At 62.6% G+C, this 15,817-nt stretch carries 14 protein-coding genes; all 14 read left to right on the top strand.

The features are described 5' to 3' along the window. The first annotated feature begins 49 nt into the window (after positions 1 to 49). The 14 genes from AC1RTQ_RS11250 (at position 50) to AC1RTQ_RS11185 (ending at position 15,813) form a co-directional block, all read left to right on the top strand. A complete protein-coding gene (locus tag AC1RTQ_RS11250) occupies positions 50 to 1,039 on the top strand; it encodes a hypothetical protein (protein ID WP_492875744.1) in 990 nt (329 codons plus the stop codon). A 109-nt stretch (positions 1,040 to 1,148) separates the two neighbouring features. Then, positions 1,149 to 1,364 carry a hypothetical protein gene (locus AC1RTQ_RS11245; protein ID WP_492875742.1) on the top strand — a complete coding sequence of 72 codons (216 nt, stop codon included), beginning with the start codon at positions 1,149 to 1,151 and terminating at the stop codon, positions 1,362 to 1,364. A 3-nt stretch (positions 1,365 to 1,367) separates the two neighbouring features. Next, complete coding sequence (locus AC1RTQ_RS11240) at positions 1,368 to 3,701, top strand: phage major capsid protein (protein ID WP_492875740.1); 2,334 nt, start codon at positions 1,368 to 1,370, stop codon at positions 3,699 to 3,701. A gap of 135 nt (positions 3,702 to 3,836) precedes the next feature. Continuing rightward, a complete protein-coding gene (locus tag AC1RTQ_RS11235; RefSeq protein ID WP_492875738.1) occupies positions 3,837 to 4,514 on the top strand; it encodes a hypothetical protein in 678 nt (225 codons plus the stop codon). Beyond that, positions 4,511 to 5,014, top strand: a complete 504-nt coding sequence (locus tag AC1RTQ_RS11230; RefSeq protein ID WP_492875736.1) for a hypothetical protein — start codon at positions 4,511 to 4,513, stop codon at positions 5,012 to 5,014. The genes AC1RTQ_RS11235 and AC1RTQ_RS11230 overlap by 4 nt, the downstream gene beginning before the upstream one ends. After that, positions 5,011 to 5,490: a hypothetical protein gene (locus AC1RTQ_RS11225; RefSeq protein WP_492875734.1), complete on the top strand. Its 480-nt coding sequence runs from the start codon at positions 5,011 to 5,013 to the stop codon at positions 5,488 to 5,490. Before AC1RTQ_RS11230 ends, AC1RTQ_RS11225 begins: the two co-directional genes overlap by 4 nt. Beyond that, the gene (locus tag AC1RTQ_RS11220) at positions 5,487 to 5,693 is read left to right on the top strand and encodes a hypothetical protein (RefSeq protein ID WP_492875732.1); all 207 of its coding nucleotides are present in this window, start codon (positions 5,487 to 5,489) and stop codon (positions 5,691 to 5,693) included. Before AC1RTQ_RS11225 ends, AC1RTQ_RS11220 begins: the two co-directional genes overlap by 4 nt. 29 nt (positions 5,694 to 5,722) lie before the next feature. Continuing rightward, positions 5,723 to 6,655 (top strand): phage tail tube protein, encoded by a 933-nt coding sequence (locus AC1RTQ_RS11215; protein ID WP_492875730.1) that lies wholly within the window; start codon positions 5,723 to 5,725, stop codon positions 6,653 to 6,655. Between the two features lie 35 nt (positions 6,656 to 6,690). Then, positions 6,691 to 7,113 (top strand): hypothetical protein, encoded by a 423-nt coding sequence (locus AC1RTQ_RS11210; protein ID WP_492875728.1) that lies wholly within the window; start codon positions 6,691 to 6,693, stop codon positions 7,111 to 7,113. An 8-nt stretch (positions 7,114 to 7,121) separates the two neighbouring features. Next, positions 7,122 to 7,436: a DUF1799 domain-containing protein gene (locus AC1RTQ_RS11205; RefSeq protein WP_492876127.1), complete on the top strand. Its 315-nt coding sequence runs from the start codon at positions 7,122 to 7,124 to the stop codon at positions 7,434 to 7,436. A 169-nt stretch (positions 7,437 to 7,605) separates the two neighbouring features. After that, positions 7,606 to 13,338, top strand: coding sequence for a hypothetical protein (locus AC1RTQ_RS11200; RefSeq protein WP_492875726.1), 5,733 nt, complete (start codon positions 7,606 to 7,608; stop codon positions 13,336 to 13,338). Further along, positions 13,335 to 14,237 carry a hypothetical protein gene (locus tag AC1RTQ_RS11195; RefSeq protein WP_492875724.1) on the top strand — a complete coding sequence of 301 codons (903 nt, stop codon included), beginning with the start codon at positions 13,335 to 13,337 and terminating at the stop codon, positions 14,235 to 14,237. Before AC1RTQ_RS11200 ends, AC1RTQ_RS11195 begins: the two co-directional genes overlap by 4 nt. Beyond that, positions 14,237 to 15,040, top strand: a complete 804-nt coding sequence (locus AC1RTQ_RS11190) for a hypothetical protein (protein WP_492875722.1) — start codon at positions 14,237 to 14,239, stop codon at positions 15,038 to 15,040. Before AC1RTQ_RS11195 ends, AC1RTQ_RS11190 begins: the two co-directional genes overlap by 1 nt. Further along, positions 15,037 to 15,813: a hypothetical protein gene (locus AC1RTQ_RS11185; RefSeq protein WP_492875720.1), complete on the top strand. Its 777-nt coding sequence runs from the start codon at positions 15,037 to 15,039 to the stop codon at positions 15,811 to 15,813. Before AC1RTQ_RS11190 ends, AC1RTQ_RS11185 begins: the two co-directional genes overlap by 4 nt. Positions 15,814 to 15,817: the final 4 nt, after the last annotated feature.

Raw genomic sequence — 15,817 nt, 5'->3', positions numbered from 1 at the left:
TGCTGTCAAATCCGGAAATTTAACTTTTAACGTAACCACCTTAGGAAAAATGACCATCTACAACCAAGAAGCGCAGAAAAATCTCAAAGAGCAACTGGCATATGAGGTTGCTCTATTGGAGCAGGTGTATGGTCTCTTTCACCGACAAACGGCGATGGGTACTCCAGACGATGCCGTGGTTCACTATCGTGGAGCCGAGCCTAAGGTTTTTCGCTATGCCTCTTTCTCGGTGGATATGTGGGACTGGCGTCCTGGTTTCTTGAGACATGGAAGCCCATTGATATTTAATGTTGTTGTCAAGCTGGCGGACTGTTTAGTCGAATGGATTCTTAAAAAAAATACGCCTCCTCTAAAGAAAACGAATCAGTATCGCGAGAAGCTTGAACAGTTGAAACGGACTGATGTGGCTGTGAAGATGCCGCCGCTTTTCCAGGAACTTTCGTGGCTACACGATGTATTTTTCGCTCTGTATAAAAATCTGTATGAGTACAGAAACACGGTTACGCACCGCTGGCAGTTCTCCGTTGATGAGCAAGGAGGCTTGCAAATCGCCCATAGGGATGCAACTGAAAAAATGCTGGAGCTGAGTCCTGAGAAGCTTCTAAGTTTGGCAGACTTTATGGTGCGTGTAGTGCGCCTTCTTACTGCAGAGTGGACGTTGGACAAGCTGCATGAGCGGCATATCAGGCATCTTGCTGACAAATTATCCGATCTTCATGGGCTGCGGAAATTTGATCAAAAGCCTGCGGTACTAATGGATATCAGCTACGTAGTTCCATGGGAAGGGGAGGCTGACGTTGTCACCTTAGAAAATTGGTTGAAGAAAAACAGCACGGAGCATTACGACACGATCATCAGCATGCTTTTTATTGCGTCAGCTGGTCCTGATGGTGAGCGTGAGTGCTATAGCCTCACTGACACTCAATTTTTTGAGCTACCTGCAATTTTTACGATGTCGGATGTTGCAAAGATTGCCAACCATTGCGAGTTCCCCGCACGAGTTGAAGACTCTCTTTCAAAATTAGAGACATCCAACTAAATCTCTTAATAGGGCCAGCATTCGCGGGCCTTATTAATTTGTGCCCCTCTAGGCACAGTCACTCCATCGCAATGCCGCGCCCTGCGGCTTCTCTTCGATGGAGTGTTCAATGTCCGAATCCGAGACCCAACAAAACCAGCTGACGGCAGCCGAAGCCGCCAAGCGCGTGCAGCGCACTGTCTTTGAGCCCGCAGAAGGCAAGGGCAAGCCTCGCGAAAAGCGCGTTCCCGTGGCCGCTGAAGAAGTGCTGTCCTTCAAGGATTACGGCACCCATGTAGTGGTGGTCACCCGCGACGGCCAGAAGCTGACTGGCTCTGCCAAGTAAGCCATGCCAAAGCTCATCCCTTTGGGTACTGGCTTTGACCGCCTGACTGAGGCCGTCACTTCCGAGTACGGGCAACTGATTGAGCTGGTGCGCCAGGCTGTGCGCGACAAGCTGCGTCTGACGGCCAATGGCGATTACTACGTGGATGTGCGCGGCATCTGGGCCGACCGCGTGGTGGTGCAGTTCAAGGGCCGCATGTACAGCTACGGCTACACCATTGGTGCGGACAACACCGTGGGCTTGGCTGATGCAGTCGAGGTCGTGGCCGAGTTCCAGCCTGTGACGGCGGCCCAGACTGCTGCTGTACGCGAGTCTTTGGAAGATGCCGCCTTCCGCGAAGCCCAGGACGGCACGATTGAAGTCACGTTGATCCGCTCGGGCCGCAGCGGCAATCGCAACTATTACCCCGACCAGGCCCTGCGCGAAGCGGCCCCCATGTTCGAGGGCGTGCGCGTCTTCGCCAAATCCGACGCCGATCACAGCGCTGGCAAGGGCAAGGACGTGCGCAACCTCGTCGGCGGCATTTACAGCGTGCGCTTTGTCGAGGGCAAGACGCCTGATAGCGGCAGCCTGGTCGGAACCTTTAAAGCCATCGACCCTAGTGATGCGACGGTCACCAAGATGGTGGGCTCCGTCAAGCGTGGCATGCAGGGCCTGCTGGGCTTGTCCATTGACGCCGATGCCCGCACTCGCCAGCGCCGCAATGGCAGCGAAACCCTGCGCGAAGCTGTCAAGTTCACCAAGGTGCACTCGGTGGACCTGATTGTCGAGCCAGGCGCGGGCGGCGGCCTGGACCGCCTCACCGAAGCCGCAGCCGACCCCAGTACCTCTCCCCCTGAATCTCAACAAGGAAGTCAAACCATGCCTTTGTGGAAGCAACGCATGTTGGAGGCCATCAAGGCCAAGAACCCGGCCAAGCATGCCGCCATCAATCTGGACACGATCACCGACGACGAGGTGGTCAATCTGCACGAGGCCGTCTGTGGTCCCCTGGTGCCAGAGCCTGGCACGCAGCGCGTGACGGAGGCTCAGGGCGATGAGGCACCGCTGACCCGTGCCGACCTGCAGGTGTTTGAACTGCGTGGTGCCGCCCGCGAGCGCATCAATGCGGCAAGGCTGCCCCAGGCCGCAAAAGATCGTCTGCAGTCGCAGATTGCCTCGGCCTCTGCTGACCGACTCACCGAAGCGGCGGTGGGCGACCTGATCAAGGCCGAGGGCGACTACATCGCCCGTATGACCGAATCCGGCACCGTGCGCGTGCCTGCTTTTGGCGAAGGCTCCATCGTGATGGGCGACCGCAGCCTGACCATGCGCGACATGCTGGATGCCTTCTGGGACCCTGCGCACAAGGATCATGGCCGTGTGCAGTCCTTCAAGGAGTGCTATGTCGAGATGACGGGCGACCGCCTGGTTTCGGGTCGTCTGCGTGAATGCGACCAGTCCCGTCTGGTGGAGTCTCTGGGCAGCTCTTCCCTGGCCGAAGTCCTAGGCGACAGCGTCACCCGCCGCATGCTGGCCGAGTACCGTGCCGCCGTGGACTTTGACGGCTGGCGTCAGCTGGTCAATGTGGTGCCGGTCAATGACTTTCGTATGCAGCACCGCACCCGTTGGGGCGGCTATGGCGATCTGCCGGTGGTGGCCGAGGGAGCGGACTATCAGCCGCTGGCCAGCCCCACCGATGAGGAAGCCGCCTATGGTGTGACCAAGCGCGGCGGCACGGAAGACGTGACGCTGGAGATGATCAAGAACGACGATGTGGGCGTGATCCGCCGCATTCCGACCAAGCTGTCCCGCGCCGCCAAGCGCACGCTGGCCAAGTTCGTGTTTGACTTCCTGCGCAGCAATGCGGCGATTTACGACAGCAAGGCGCTGTTCCACGTCGATCACAACAACCTGTTTACAGCGGCCCTGGACAAGACATCGCTGTCGGCGCACCGCCTGGCCATGCTCAAGCAGACCGAGCTGAGCAGCAACGATCGCATCGGCATCACGCCCACGCGTCTGGTGGTGCCCGCCGATCTGCAGGAGGCCGCTGTGGATCTGTTCAAGCTATCCACCAATAACGAGAAGACGTTCATCCAGTCGCTGACCATGAACATCATCCCGGTCTGGTATTGGATGGACGCCAACGACTGGTGCACCGCCGCCGACCCCGCTGACATTCCCGGCATCGAAATGGGCTTCCTGGATGGCAAGCAGGAGCCCGAGCTGTTCGTGCAGGACTCGCCCACCGTGGGCTCCATGTTCTCCGCCGACAAGCTGACCTACAAGCTGCGCCACATCTACGGCGGCGCAGTCTGTGACTACCGCGCCTTCACCAAGGCGGTGGTTGCCTAACGCGGCTTGAGTCTGCCTGACCCGTCCCCACAAGGGGCGGGTTTGCAAAGCCCCCTGGTACGCCCCGGCCTGACCCGGAGTCTTTGCAAACCCCCGTCGATGTGTTCACCCCTTCTTTCAATATGAGGAGCCACCGTGGCGCTTGAAGATTTTCAGGAACTGGTCAAGGACCTGGTCCCCGATCAGGACGACGTGATCACCGCTGAAGTGCGCGACCGTGCCATTGAGCAGGCGCGCTTGCGCTACAGCGAAGACATGCCGCGCCTGGAACTGGAAGAAGTGACCTGGCCCGAGACGGGCGTCTTTGGTCCGGTGCCTGCGGGCTGGACGGGCGGCTCGGCGGTTCAAGCGGTGGAATTCCCCGTGGGCAGGCACCCCGCCGCCTTGGTGTTTGCGGACGCTTACCGCACGGCCACTGGCTGGGGCCTGGAGTGCGAGCAGGCATTGCCAGGCGGAGCCCTGGTGCGCGTGAGCTACCAGTTGCCCCATGCGCTGGACGCCAGCGCCGACAGCATTCCCATGCGCCATCGCCTGACGGTGGCGTCCTTTGCTGCCCATCTGCTGTGCCAGCAACTGGCCACACGCTTTGCGGGTGACCGCGAGACCTCGATGGGCTCCGACATCTCCCGCACCGAGAGCCGCTCGCGCAACTATGCGGCCCGTGCCAAGGACTATCGCGCTGCCTATTTTGCAGGCATCGGGCAATTGGATCCGGCCAATCAGCGCGCGGTCGCGGGCTCTGCCGTTTCTGCGGTCGTGAGTTGGCCCCGTCGCAACCCCCGTCACAGCCTGGTGCAGCGAGGTGGACTATGAGCCGCCTGCATTTGAGCTTTTCCGGGCTGGACGCGCTCACCCGAGGCCTGGCCCAAGCGCCCGATGTGACCCGCCGGGAGCTGCTGGCCACGATGACCCAGGGCACCTTGCTGATCGAGCGCGAAGCCAAGGAGCGTATGCCCAAACATACGGGCACCACCGCCGCCAGCATTGTCAGCGATGCGTTTTCCTCGGCGCTCGGCGTCATCGGCACGGTGGGCAGCTCCCAGCCATCGGCCACGTTTGTCGAGCTAGGCACCAAACCGCATAGGCCGCCCGTGGCCGCACTGGAGCCTTGGGTGAAGGCGGTGCTGGGCGTGCGTGATCCCAAGAAGATCAAGAGCGTGGCCTTTCTGGTCGCCCGAAAGATCGCTCGCAAGGGCACCAAGGCCCAGCGCCCCTTTGGCGAAGCTGTTGCCGCGACCGAGGGCCAGGTGATGCGCATGTTTGAAGACTGCGCGGGCCGGGTGGCAGGCCATCTGGCAGGAGGCGGGCAATGAGCACTTTGCAGCAGCACCGTGCCGCCATCGTCTCGGTCCTGGCATCGGTGCCCGAGATTGGGCATGTCCACGACCGCGAGCGCTTTGCCGAGGGCAACGACAAGTTCAAGCAGCTCTATCTCTACACGCCTGCGGCTGGGCCGCAGCAGATCCGGGGCTGGTGGCTTCGCCGCAGTGCCACGGCAGAACGCAGTCCGAATCTGCGCCGCACGATCAACGTCCATACCTGGGAGGTACGCGGCTATCTGTCGTTTCGGGATGCCGACGCCACCGAGCTGGAACTTGATGGCCTGGTCGAGCAGTTCCGCTCCCTGGTGCGGGCCGACCCCACCTTGGGCGGAGTCTGCCAGCCGGGGCCAGTCGGTGGGGAGTCCGAGGCCGATGGCGTCCAAGTTGTGGACGCGGGGCCGGTCCATTTTGCGGGAGTGCTGTGCCACTCCGTGGTTTTGCAACTGAAAACGTGGAGTTACCAATGACCAACCGAAAGGCAGCTGATGCCACGGAAAAAACCCAAACCGCCGCCGATGGCTCTGGCGCAGGAGATCAATCTGCCCTGGTTCCTGCCCAGGCGCCGGAGAAAGCCGACGCCCGGGACGAGCACCACGGCAAGGGCGGGCGCTACCAGCGCAATGCCGATGGCAGCCGCACGCTGATCGAGTGCACCCAGCGCAAGGCCTGAGCCCTCATCTTTAAATAGGAGTGACTGCAATGTCCGAAGCGATTTTTGTCAATCAGACCGTGATCCTGGCCAAGGTCGAGGCCACCAAGGGCATGGATGCGATGCCCACTAGTGCGGCCAATGCCATTCTGGTCAGCGATGTGACCTTCACGCCCCTGGAGGGCGATGAGGTCGAGCGCAACAATATCCGTCCGCATTTTGGCGATGGCGGCAGCACCATGGTCACCCAGTACGCCAAGCTGGCGTTCTCGGTCGAGGCAGCGGGTGTGGCAGCGGCAGGCGAACTGCCTGGCTACGAGCCGCTGCTGCGTGCTGCCGGTGCCAACGTGACGGTGGCTGCGGGCGTAGACGTGCGCTTTGCGCCTGTCACCGAAGGCCACGAGAGCGTGACCATCTATGTGTCGGTGGGGCGCAACCGCCAAAAAATGACGGCGGCCATGATGAACGTCAAGCTGAGCGGCGATGCCAAGACCATCCCCAAGTTCCAGTTTGAAGTGACGGGCACCTACCAGGCTGCAACCGATGAAGCCCTGCCTGCGGCAACGTATCCCCAGTTCCAGGACCCCTTCGGCGTCAACAAGGCCAACACCACTTTGACATTGCACGGCGTGCCGGTTGCGGCCAGCGCTTTCAGCTTCGACTTTGGCAACACGGTGATCAAGCGCGACCTGATCAATGTCGACTCCGTGGAAATCACGGGTCGCAAGAGCGTGGGCAGCGTGACCTTCGACAACACCAAAGTGTCGGAAAAGAACTGGGTGGAACTGGCCCGAACCTCGGCCCGTGGCCCGCTGGCCCTCAAGCACGGTCCTGGCCTGACCAATGTGATCGAGCTGAAGGCTCCCAACGTACAGCTGGGCAAACCCAGTTTCGGTGAATCGGACGGCGTCCAGCAAATCACCATTCCCCTGCGTTATGTGCCTCTCGCCGGAAACGACGAGTGGGAAATCATCGTCCGCTAATTGAGTTTGATTTTTTGCTTTAGGAGAAAAACAAAATGGCCGTAGTAATCGCCAATACCCAGATTAAGCCCATCGTTGAATGCCCGGCAACGCTGTTTATTCCCATCGATGGCGGCAAATTCGCCAAGCACGAATTTACGGTGCAGTTTCACCGCCTCAAGAAAGAGGAGCGCGACGAGCTGCAAAAGAATTATGTCAGCGGTGATGTCAAAACCCCGGAGCTGCTCGACAAGGTCGTGGCCGGTTGGGGCGGCATGCTGGATGAACAAGGCCAGCCCGTTCCCTATAGCCACGCGGAGCGCATAGCGACCGAAGCTGTGTGGTCAGGCGTGGAAGAGGCCATGGCGGTTTCCTGGTTTGACCACTTCTTTGTCCACCAGCGGGCTGCAGCAGAAAAAAACTCCAAGGCGCCGTCCGGCATTACTTCGGGCTCGACGGCGCCAGTCGCCACGTCGTAAATGACGAGCTGCGTGCGGACTGCGCTTTACTGAATGTCGATATTGATCGGCTGCTACCAAAAGCCAGACAAAAAGCAGCCCCCACCAATTACGAACTATGGCCCGAGCATGTGCGGGCCTGGGACGTATATCTGGGCTGCAGCACGCAGTGGGTCAAAACCTCGGTCGGCCTAGGAGGCGTTATCTGGGATGGGCTCAATTATCCCGGCGTGGAAGTCGTAATGCGGCGCTACCGGGTTCCGGCAGATCAGGAAGAGGAAGTGTTTCTCCAACTGCAGGTGCTGGAAAGCGAGACGCTCCGGATTCGCAATAAGGCGCGTTGATGCCGCGCCCCGTTTATCTGGCTACCAGGCAATACAGGAACCAGGCCGGAAGGCCAACAGCCCATAGCGCAACCCACCACCCCATCACGTATGGGGTGGATGCGGTAAAGGCCAGACCGGCCAAAAACAGAGCCAGAAATTTAAACATACGCCCAGGACTTTAAACGATATGAGCGCGGTGCGGCAAATCGGTATCAAGATGACGGTGGATGCCCAGTCGGTCACGACTGAGCTGCCGCGCATTGGCCGTGAGTTTGACAATATGGGCAGTCGCGCCGAGCAGGGCGCGGAGCGTGCAACGCGCAGCCTGGCTCGGGTCAATATGTCCGTGCGCGATATTGTGCAGGGTGCGGCTGGACTGCATATTGTCGGCTCTGCCATTAGCGCGATTACCGAAGCCATTACATCGTTGCCGCGCAATGCCTTCAATTTCTCCAAAGAATTAGAAGTCAGCCAGGTCGGCATGGCGGGCATCCTGGGCAGCATGACGGCCATCAATGGCCACCAGACCGATTACAACCAGGCGCTGAAGATCTCCAGCGAGTACATCCGCAAGCTCAATGACGATGCATTGCGTACGGCTGCCAGCAGCCAGGAGCTGACCAGCGTGTTCCAGGCGCTGCTAGCCCCTGGCCTGAGCGCCAAGATGACGCTGGAGGAAGTCCGCCAGCTCACGGTGGTGGGCACCAATGCCGTTAAATCCATTGGCCTGTCTGGTGCCCAGGTGGTTCAGGAGCTGCGCGACCTGGTCGCGGGCGGGATTACGACAGCGGGCTCGCAACTGGCGACAGCGCTGGGCCTCAAAGATTCGGACATCGCGGCGGCCAAGGCTTCCAGCGAGGGCCTGTTCAAGTTCCTGATGGATCGCCTGCAGGGCTTCAAGGCCTCCAGCGAGGCCTTTAACGACACGCTCAAGGGCAAGCTCGACAGCTTGAAAGAGGGCGCTATCCGTGTGGCATCGGAGGGCATGGACCCTCTGATTCAGGCCACCAAGACAGCTCTGGGCGATGTCTCCAAGCTGTTCGTGACGTTTGACGAAAACAAGAACGCCACGCTGAATCCGGCCCTGGTCAACGACCTCAAGAGCTTTTCTCAGGGGCTGGCAGATGCTGCCGCCATGGGCCGCGCCGGTATCTCCGTCATCTGGGAGCACCGCTCGGCTGTCACCGCCCTGGCCACGGCCTATGGCGCGGTGAAGCTGGCCGCTTTCGTGGGTGAGATGGGCAATGCCATCTCCGCCAAGCGGGAAGCGGCGCAGGCATCGCGCCTGCTGGCGGCACAGGAGGCTGCCGAGGCTTCGGGCAACGCGCAAGTGGTCACTTCGTCGCGGGCCAAAATTGCTGCCTACCTGGCAGAGCTGGACGCCAATGCCGCCCGCGCTCGGGCCGAGGTGGTCACGCAGGCCGCGCAGCTGGCGACTCTGCAGACCACACAAGAGGCCATCGTCGTGGCACGGGCCGAAGTGGTCGCCAAGATGAATGCGACACGCGCCACCATGGCCCAGGCCGAGGCGCAGATTGCTGCCGCTCGTGCCGCAGGCGCGCAGAGCATGGCGCTGGCCCTGGTGCGCGAGGGCACGCAGGCGCTGACGGCGGCGCAGGCCCAGAATGCGGCCCTGATGACCGAGCTGGCCACGCTGGGCAGGCAGCAGGCGAGCGTGCAAGCCTCCATTGCGGCGGCCACCACGGCGCAGACCGCTGCGCAAAATGCAGCCACGGCGGCGACGGGCAGGCTGACGGCTGCTCAGAATGCCGCATCCTTGTCCGGGCGGGCGTTCGGGGTCGTGATGGGGGCGCTGGGCGGCCCGGTGGGGATCGCTATTGCGGCGCTCACCGTGCTGATCGGCAAACTGGTGGAGGCGCGATGGGAGGCGGAAAAGACTGCCAAGGTCGGCCAGTCCAAGGAGCGTGTTGATGCGGCATTGGCCAAAGGTGGCCAGGCGGAAGAGCGTGATATTGCCCGTCTGCGGGGGCATCTCGACAGCCTGAAAGAAAAGCGCGACGAGCTGCTGCTGGACCAGAAAGGCGGCGGTCTGCTGGATTTCTTCTTTGGCAACGACTATCAGGTCGGCGTCGACTCCAAGCTGCGCGCCACGGATGCTGAAATCAAGGCCGTTACCGGCTCGCTGAATGCTGCAGAAAAAGCCACGGCGGCCGCGTCCGGCGCGACCGGCCAGCTCAGCCTCACGGTATCGGGCGCGGAGCAGGCCTGGCGCAAGTCCATCGACGGGGTCAAGACGGCCACGGCCATCCAGCAGGAATACAACGACAAGCTCTCCGCGTCGAAGAAGAATTTTGCGGAATTCGAGAAGCTCTCCAAGGCATCGCCCGACTTCGATTCCGCGAAGTTCAAGGCCAAGCAGGCCGAGCAGGCCCAGGCCGAAAAGGCTCTGGCCGACGAGCGCGACAAGCAGATCAAGGGATTGAGCGGCGGTGCCGCCGCCGCACGAACGCAGGGCATCAATGCGGAGATCGCCGCCACCAAGCACGGCTACAAGCTGCTTGCGGCCCAGATGGCGGACAGCCTGGCCGAGGTCGAATCCCTGCACAAACGCGGCGTGATCGGCGATGCCGATGCGCTGGAGCGCCGCACGACACTGCAACTGGCCGACATCGACGCCCAGCGGGCATCGCTGGAAAGCGAATTGGCGCTGCTCAAGGGCCGCAAGGACTCTGCCAAGAAGCAGGCCGATGTGGTGGGCGAGCTGGCCGAGCTGGCGCAAAAGCGCGTCAACATCGAAGCTGCGGCCGTGCGCCAGCAGCAGGAGATGGACGACCAGGCGGCCGACTCCCTGCAAAAGCGTATCGACGGCTACCAGGAAGCCGCTCGCCAGGCGCAGCAAAACCTGTATACCGCGCAGCTGGACCAAAAAGAGATCGGCAAGACGGGGGCAGCGCTGGGCGCGCTGCGTCAGGCCCGTGTCGAAGAGATGGCCGCCGCCCTGGAGCGCCAGGCCGTCACCATGGACAGCATCGACCTGTCCGGCCAAGCCAGCGCCGCGCTGCGTGCCCAGGCTCAGGCCCAGCGCGACCTGGCCAAGACCCAGGGCTATAACGAGTCAGCCAGGATGGTGGCCGACTACACGCGCAGCATCAAGGAAGCCAATGCGGCCGTACAGTTTGAGCAGTCGCTCGCGGTCATGTCGCAGCGCGACCGCGAGATTGCGCTGGAGCAGTACCGCATCGCCATCGACCTCAAGCACAGGCTCGAAGAGATCGACGCTAAGAACCCTGGCGACGCCGCAGCCGCTGCGCGCCTGAAAGCCGATGCGGAGGCTGCAGCCGCCGAGGCATCAGCAGGTGCGGCCGCACGTGTGCGCGTCCGGGAGATGACGCGCTCGGTGGAGCAGATGGACGACATCTTCCGCAAGGGCTTTGCGGACATGCTCAACCAGGGGGAGGGCGCATGGAACGCCTTCAATAAGAGCCTGCTCACGTCCTTTAAAACCTCCGTCGCTGACGAACTTTATAAAGCGTTCGCGCAGCCCTTCATCGTCCCCGTCATCGCCAGCGTGCAGAGCCTGATTGGTTCTATCAGCGGCTCTATCGGCGGCAATGTCGGCGGCTTGCTCGGTTCCAGCTCCAATCTGCTGGGGATGGCCAGCAATGCGTCCAGTCTTTACTCCCTGGCCACGGGCAATAGCTTGCTCAACACGGCGGCAGGCTGGCTGGGCCTGGGCGGTGGCACAGCTGCTGCAACGGGCCTGGCTGCCAGCCTGGGCTCTGGCATCGCACTGGCGGGCACTTCGGCGGGTTTGGGCATGACGGCAGGTGTTGGCACTGGCCTGGGCCTGGTCGGCGGAGGTGGACTGGGCTTAACGGCTGGCAGTGCTGGAGCCAGTGCCATCGGCGCGGGCCTGGGCACCAGCGCGGCAGCGGGCGGCGCTGCGGCGGGTGGCTTGTCCGGTGCACTGGCCGCTGTTCCAGGCTGGGGGTGGGCGGCGATGGGAGCGCTGGCGTTGCTCGGCGGAGGCGGCCTTTTCGGCCACAAGAGCACGCAAGAATATGGTGGAGCCGCCATGTACAGTGCCGCTGCTGGAGCTCAAACAAGCACGGCGCACGGCGCATTCGGTACCGGCTTCGGCGGTGTTGCTTCGAACGATCAGATTCTTGCGAATGTCGGCGGAATCGCTAAGTCCATCGTTGGCGCTCTGGACGCCACGGCCAAATCATTTGGCAAGACCGTTGGCTACGAAGCCGCAGCCGGCTTTGCCTCCGACTTTGGCGACGATGCGACCTGGGGCGGCCTGCGCATTGCTCTAGGCGGCAAGGACATTGTCAACTGGGACGAGACGCGCACCTCCAAGTGGGCGCCCAAGGAGTTTGCCAGCGGCGAGGAAGGTTACAAGCAGTACCTGAATGCTGTGGCCGCCGATGTGAAAGTCGCCATGCAGAGCATGGACCTGCCGGCGTGGGCCAACCAGATCCTGGATGCAGCCAACGATCTCGACAGCATCAGCGCAGCGCTGCAGCGCATCGGTGCGCAAAAGGCCTTGTTTGATTCCTGGGGCCAGTCCATGGAGATGTTCAAGGACATCTCTGGCGAACTGCAGACCCGGCTGCTGACCGCTTCTGGCAGTATCGAAGCGCTGTCCACCAATGTGGGCGCGTTCTATCAGGGCTTCTATTCTGAGCCCGAGCGCATGGCCGCTGTGCAGCGGCAGATGAGAGAGTCGCTGTCGGGCCTTGGCATCGGCATCGACCCGGCCATGGGCGAGCTGGCCAAGCAACAGTTCAAGGCCACGGTCGAAGCGGCCATGCAGGGCGGCCAGGCGGAGCTGGCGGCGCAACTGATGGCCATGAGCCAGACCTTCCTGACCGCTGCCGACTATGCGCAGAAAGCGGCCGACGACTCCGTCAAGCGGCTCAACGAGATCATGGGTCAGCAGCATATGCTGTACGCGGATCTCGCCGAGGCCGAGGGCGACTACGCCACGGCCGCACAGCGCCGCTACTGGATTGAGACGGCCGGGATGAATCAGGCCGAGCAGGCCGCATACGACTACATTGCGGCGATTCGCCAGCAGGTGTCTGCGGCCAAGACCATGAAGCAGCTCTCTGACAGCCAGTGGTCGCTGGAAAACGAGCTGTTGACCGCTCAGGGCAACAATTCCGAAGTGGCCAGGCGCCAGCGCGAGCGAGATCTCGCGGAAATGACCAAGGGACTGGACGCGGAGCAGACCGCCAAGATCGCAGCGGCCTACGACTACAACGTCGCGCTGCGTGCCCAGGTCGAGGCGCAGCGGGCGGCCAACGAAGCCGCCGCCGCTCAGGCGCAGGCCGCACAGCAGTCTGCCGAGGCAGCGCGCACCGCTTTAAAGGAGTGGCAGTCCACGACAGACGGCATTTTTAACGAAGTGCGCCGCATCCGTGGGCTGGATGCTGGCAATGCCGCCCAGTCGCTGACTGCGGCGCAGACCGAGTTCGCCATTGCCCAGGCCCAGGCCCGAGCGGGCGACCAGGACGCCGCCAAGCGCCTGCCCGAGCTGAGCCGGGCGATGCTGGCCCTGGCCGAAGGCTCTGCAACCTCTCTGATCGAGCTGCGCCGCATCCAGGGGCAGGCGGCCGCCTCGCTGTCCAACACAGGGGTTCTGCTGGCCAGCCAGCATGGCCTGCAACTGCCCGATGGCTATGTGCCCAACAACATGCTCGCAGTGCCTGGCGGCGGGGTTGCAACGCCTGCAGCGCCGAGCATGAACCAGGTACTGGTGTCCGTAGCGCCTGCCACTACCGATCCGCGCATGGTGGATCTGCTCACGCGCATGCTCGACACGCTTGACGACATCGAGCACGGGACTCGTTCGTCGGCCGTGGACCTGGCGGGCATTGGCAAGTACTGGCAGCGGGTGCTCAACCCCTCCCGCAGCGCGCTTCGCACCGACCCCTTGACGTCCACCCCATGAAAATCCTGATCCCAATCCCCATCACGGATGAAACCCTGGTCTCCACCACGGTGCCAGCGGATACGCGCCCAGCGTTTCAGCCTGGCCATGTCTACGTAAAGGCGGACGTTTGCATCTATGGCCACAGGGTCTACGAGCGCTATGACGCGGGATCTGGCACCAAGGTGCCCCCCGAAGACGGCAACAACTGGCTGGACCTGGGGCCGACCAAAGACCGGGCCGCGTTTGACGATGTCATCGGCACCGTCAGCAGCGGCGCATCTCCCATGACCTTTGTGTTCCAGCCTGGCGGCGTCGGCGGCGTGGGCCTGATCGGGGCGGAAGGCCGGGACGTGCATGTCACCCTGACCGACCGCGAAGGCCCAGGAGCGCTCACCGTGTTTGACGAGACCGTCAGCCTGGACGCCACGCCGATCTTCACGGTCTACGACTGGTTTTTTGCCGACTATGAGCCCCTGCAGGACCTGGTCGTGACCGGCATTCCGGAGCACTACCGCTCGGGGCTACTGACCGTCACCATCACCGCAACCGCAGGCGAGGCCTCCGTGGGCGTGTGCAAGCCCTGCCGCGTCCTTGAGGTGGGGGACACCCAGTGGGGCGGCAAGGTCGGGATTCTGGATTTTGGCCAGAAGAAGCGCGACCGCTGGGGCAACTACTCCTATGAGGAAGGCGAGTTCGCAAAGATCGGATCGCTGGAGACCGTGCTGCCCAAAGAGCGCTTTGCGGCGGTCTACCGCGCCCTGGCCAGGGTGCGTGGCAAGCCCGTTTTTATCGTCGGCGGCGACGAGGTGCCGGGGTACGAACCCCTCACTGCCTACGCTGTTTACAAGGATTTCAGCATCGCGGTGCCCTACCGCAAGGAAGTGGTGTGCTCGCTTGAATATGAAGGAATGACCTAATGCCTATCGGACCTCTGCCTTTTCTTGACCGAACGGCCCCCACCTTCCGCACGGATGTGGACCGCTTCTTTCTGACCGACCTGCCGGCCTGGAGCGCCCAGCTCGCGGGTGTCGAGGCGAACATCAACGCCAAAGAGCACAGCTCCATGCAGTACGCGCAGTCGGCCGGTGAGGCTGCTGGCATGGCGTGGGATAGCGAGCATGCTGCCGATCAGCATCGCGCGTCTGCAGCGCTCCACGACGCATCGGCCCAGGCTGCGGCCGTGGCCGCCCAGAACGGCGCGGGTCTGCCCGAGGTCGTGGAAGGGGCAGTGCTCAAGGGCCAGGCCGGCGGCGGGGTCAAGTTTGAAAAGCTCTCGCCTGCGGATATGGGCCTGGACAAGGTCGACAACACGTCCGACGCCCAGAAGCCCGTCAGCGCACCCCAGGCCGCTGCGCTGCTGCCCAAGGACGGCGGGGTCGCCACGCGCCTGGGCGCGCCGTTCAAGGACCTGGGCGATGCAGCAGCTGGAGCGAACGTCATCATCGACGCAGCAGTGGCCACGGTGTTCCGCGTGAAGGCACTGGGCAATCTCTCGCTCAGTTTTACCAACGTGCCCCTCAATGTCTCCTTCAGCATGGAGCTGCTCTGCGTGAATTTTGGTGGGCGAACCATGTCCTGGCCCCCCGGCAAATGGGTCAAGACTGACGGCAGCCAGGTTCCTGCCGTGGGGAATTCCGGCGTGACCTGGCAGACGGCTGGAGAGGACCGGGTGATGGTCATGTTCGATGGCGGGCAGATCACCTACAAGGTGATGCGATGAGGTTGCGTCACCGCGCTTATTTTGGCTCGGCCGCTTGGCCGTTTGTCGTGACGATCAGCAGCCTGGTCACCTACGTTGATATCCGGGCCCGTGCGGTCACAGCCGGCTGGGATCAGGTCACTCCGCTGGCAGCGGAGGTCATTGTGACGGGCACGGGCACTCTGGCGGCCGGATCGAGCAGCTATGGGTACTACGCCGGCTCCAATTTTCCGCAAGGCTCGACGCTCAAGCTGACCGTGCAGCCAGGCGGCCGTGTCCTGGGGGCGGGCGGCATCGGCGGCATGGGCTCCGGTGCCGGTCTCGCCATTGCAGGCGGTACGGGCGGCACCGCCATCTATACCCGCTGGCCGCTGACCATCGACAACCTCGGCACGACGGCCGGTGGTGGCGGTGGGGGCGGCGGCGGTGGTGGAACGTACTCCGGCAACTCGCGTGCTGGTGGCGGCGGCGGTGGTGGTGGTGCAGGCAGCAATGTCGGTAGCGGCAACTCTGGCGGAACACCTACGGGCGGCTTTACCAACGTTCCTGGTTACGCCGGCAGCAGCGGTACAGAGACCGCTGGAGGTAATGGCGGTGGGCGTCTGGTGATCGGCGACGGCGCCATCGGCTTCGAGGGCGGCCAAGGCGGCGCGTTGGGCCTGGCTGGCGGGGCCGGTGCCAGTGGCGGCAACGTCAGCGGCGCATCCGGTGGTCTGGCCGGGGCCTACATCGACGGCGCGTCCTACGCAACGTGGACCAATACGGGCACGCGACTCGGGCGAGCCATCAACTAATCAG

The sequence above is a fragment of the Comamonas sp. GW821-FHT11H03 genome (assembly GCF_058807955.1).
Note: the sequence above shows the minus strand (reverse complement) of the source record. Positions and strands in the feature narration are given on the sequence as shown.

Coding starts and splice junctions, on each gene's coding strand:
- AC1RTQ_RS11250 (WP_492875744.1), top strand. CDS start 50: ATGACCATCTACAACCAAGAAGCGCAGAAAAATCTCAAAGAGCAACTG.
- AC1RTQ_RS11245 (WP_492875742.1), top strand. CDS start 1,149: ATGTCCGAATCCGAGACCCAACAAAACCAGCTGACGGCAGCCGAAGCC.
- AC1RTQ_RS11240 (WP_492875740.1), top strand. CDS start 1,368: ATGCCAAAGCTCATCCCTTTGGGTACTGGCTTTGACCGCCTGACTGAG.
- AC1RTQ_RS11230 (WP_492875736.1), top strand. CDS start 4,511: ATGAGCCGCCTGCATTTGAGCTTTTCCGGGCTGGACGCGCTCACCCGA.
- AC1RTQ_RS11225 (WP_492875734.1), top strand. CDS start 5,011: ATGAGCACTTTGCAGCAGCACCGTGCCGCCATCGTCTCGGTCCTGGCA.
- AC1RTQ_RS11220 (WP_492875732.1), top strand. CDS start 5,487: ATGACCAACCGAAAGGCAGCTGATGCCACGGAAAAAACCCAAACCGCC.
- AC1RTQ_RS11215 (WP_492875730.1), top strand. CDS start 5,723: ATGTCCGAAGCGATTTTTGTCAATCAGACCGTGATCCTGGCCAAGGTC.
- AC1RTQ_RS11210 (WP_492875728.1), top strand. CDS start 6,691: ATGGCCGTAGTAATCGCCAATACCCAGATTAAGCCCATCGTTGAATGC.
- AC1RTQ_RS11200 (WP_492875726.1), top strand. CDS start 7,606: ATGAGCGCGGTGCGGCAAATCGGTATCAAGATGACGGTGGATGCCCAG.
- AC1RTQ_RS11195 (WP_492875724.1), top strand. CDS start 13,335: ATGAAAATCCTGATCCCAATCCCCATCACGGATGAAACCCTGGTCTCC.
- AC1RTQ_RS11190 (WP_492875722.1), top strand. CDS start 14,237: ATGCCTATCGGACCTCTGCCTTTTCTTGACCGAACGGCCCCCACCTTC.
- AC1RTQ_RS11185 (WP_492875720.1), top strand. CDS start 15,037: ATGAGGTTGCGTCACCGCGCTTATTTTGGCTCGGCCGCTTGGCCGTTT.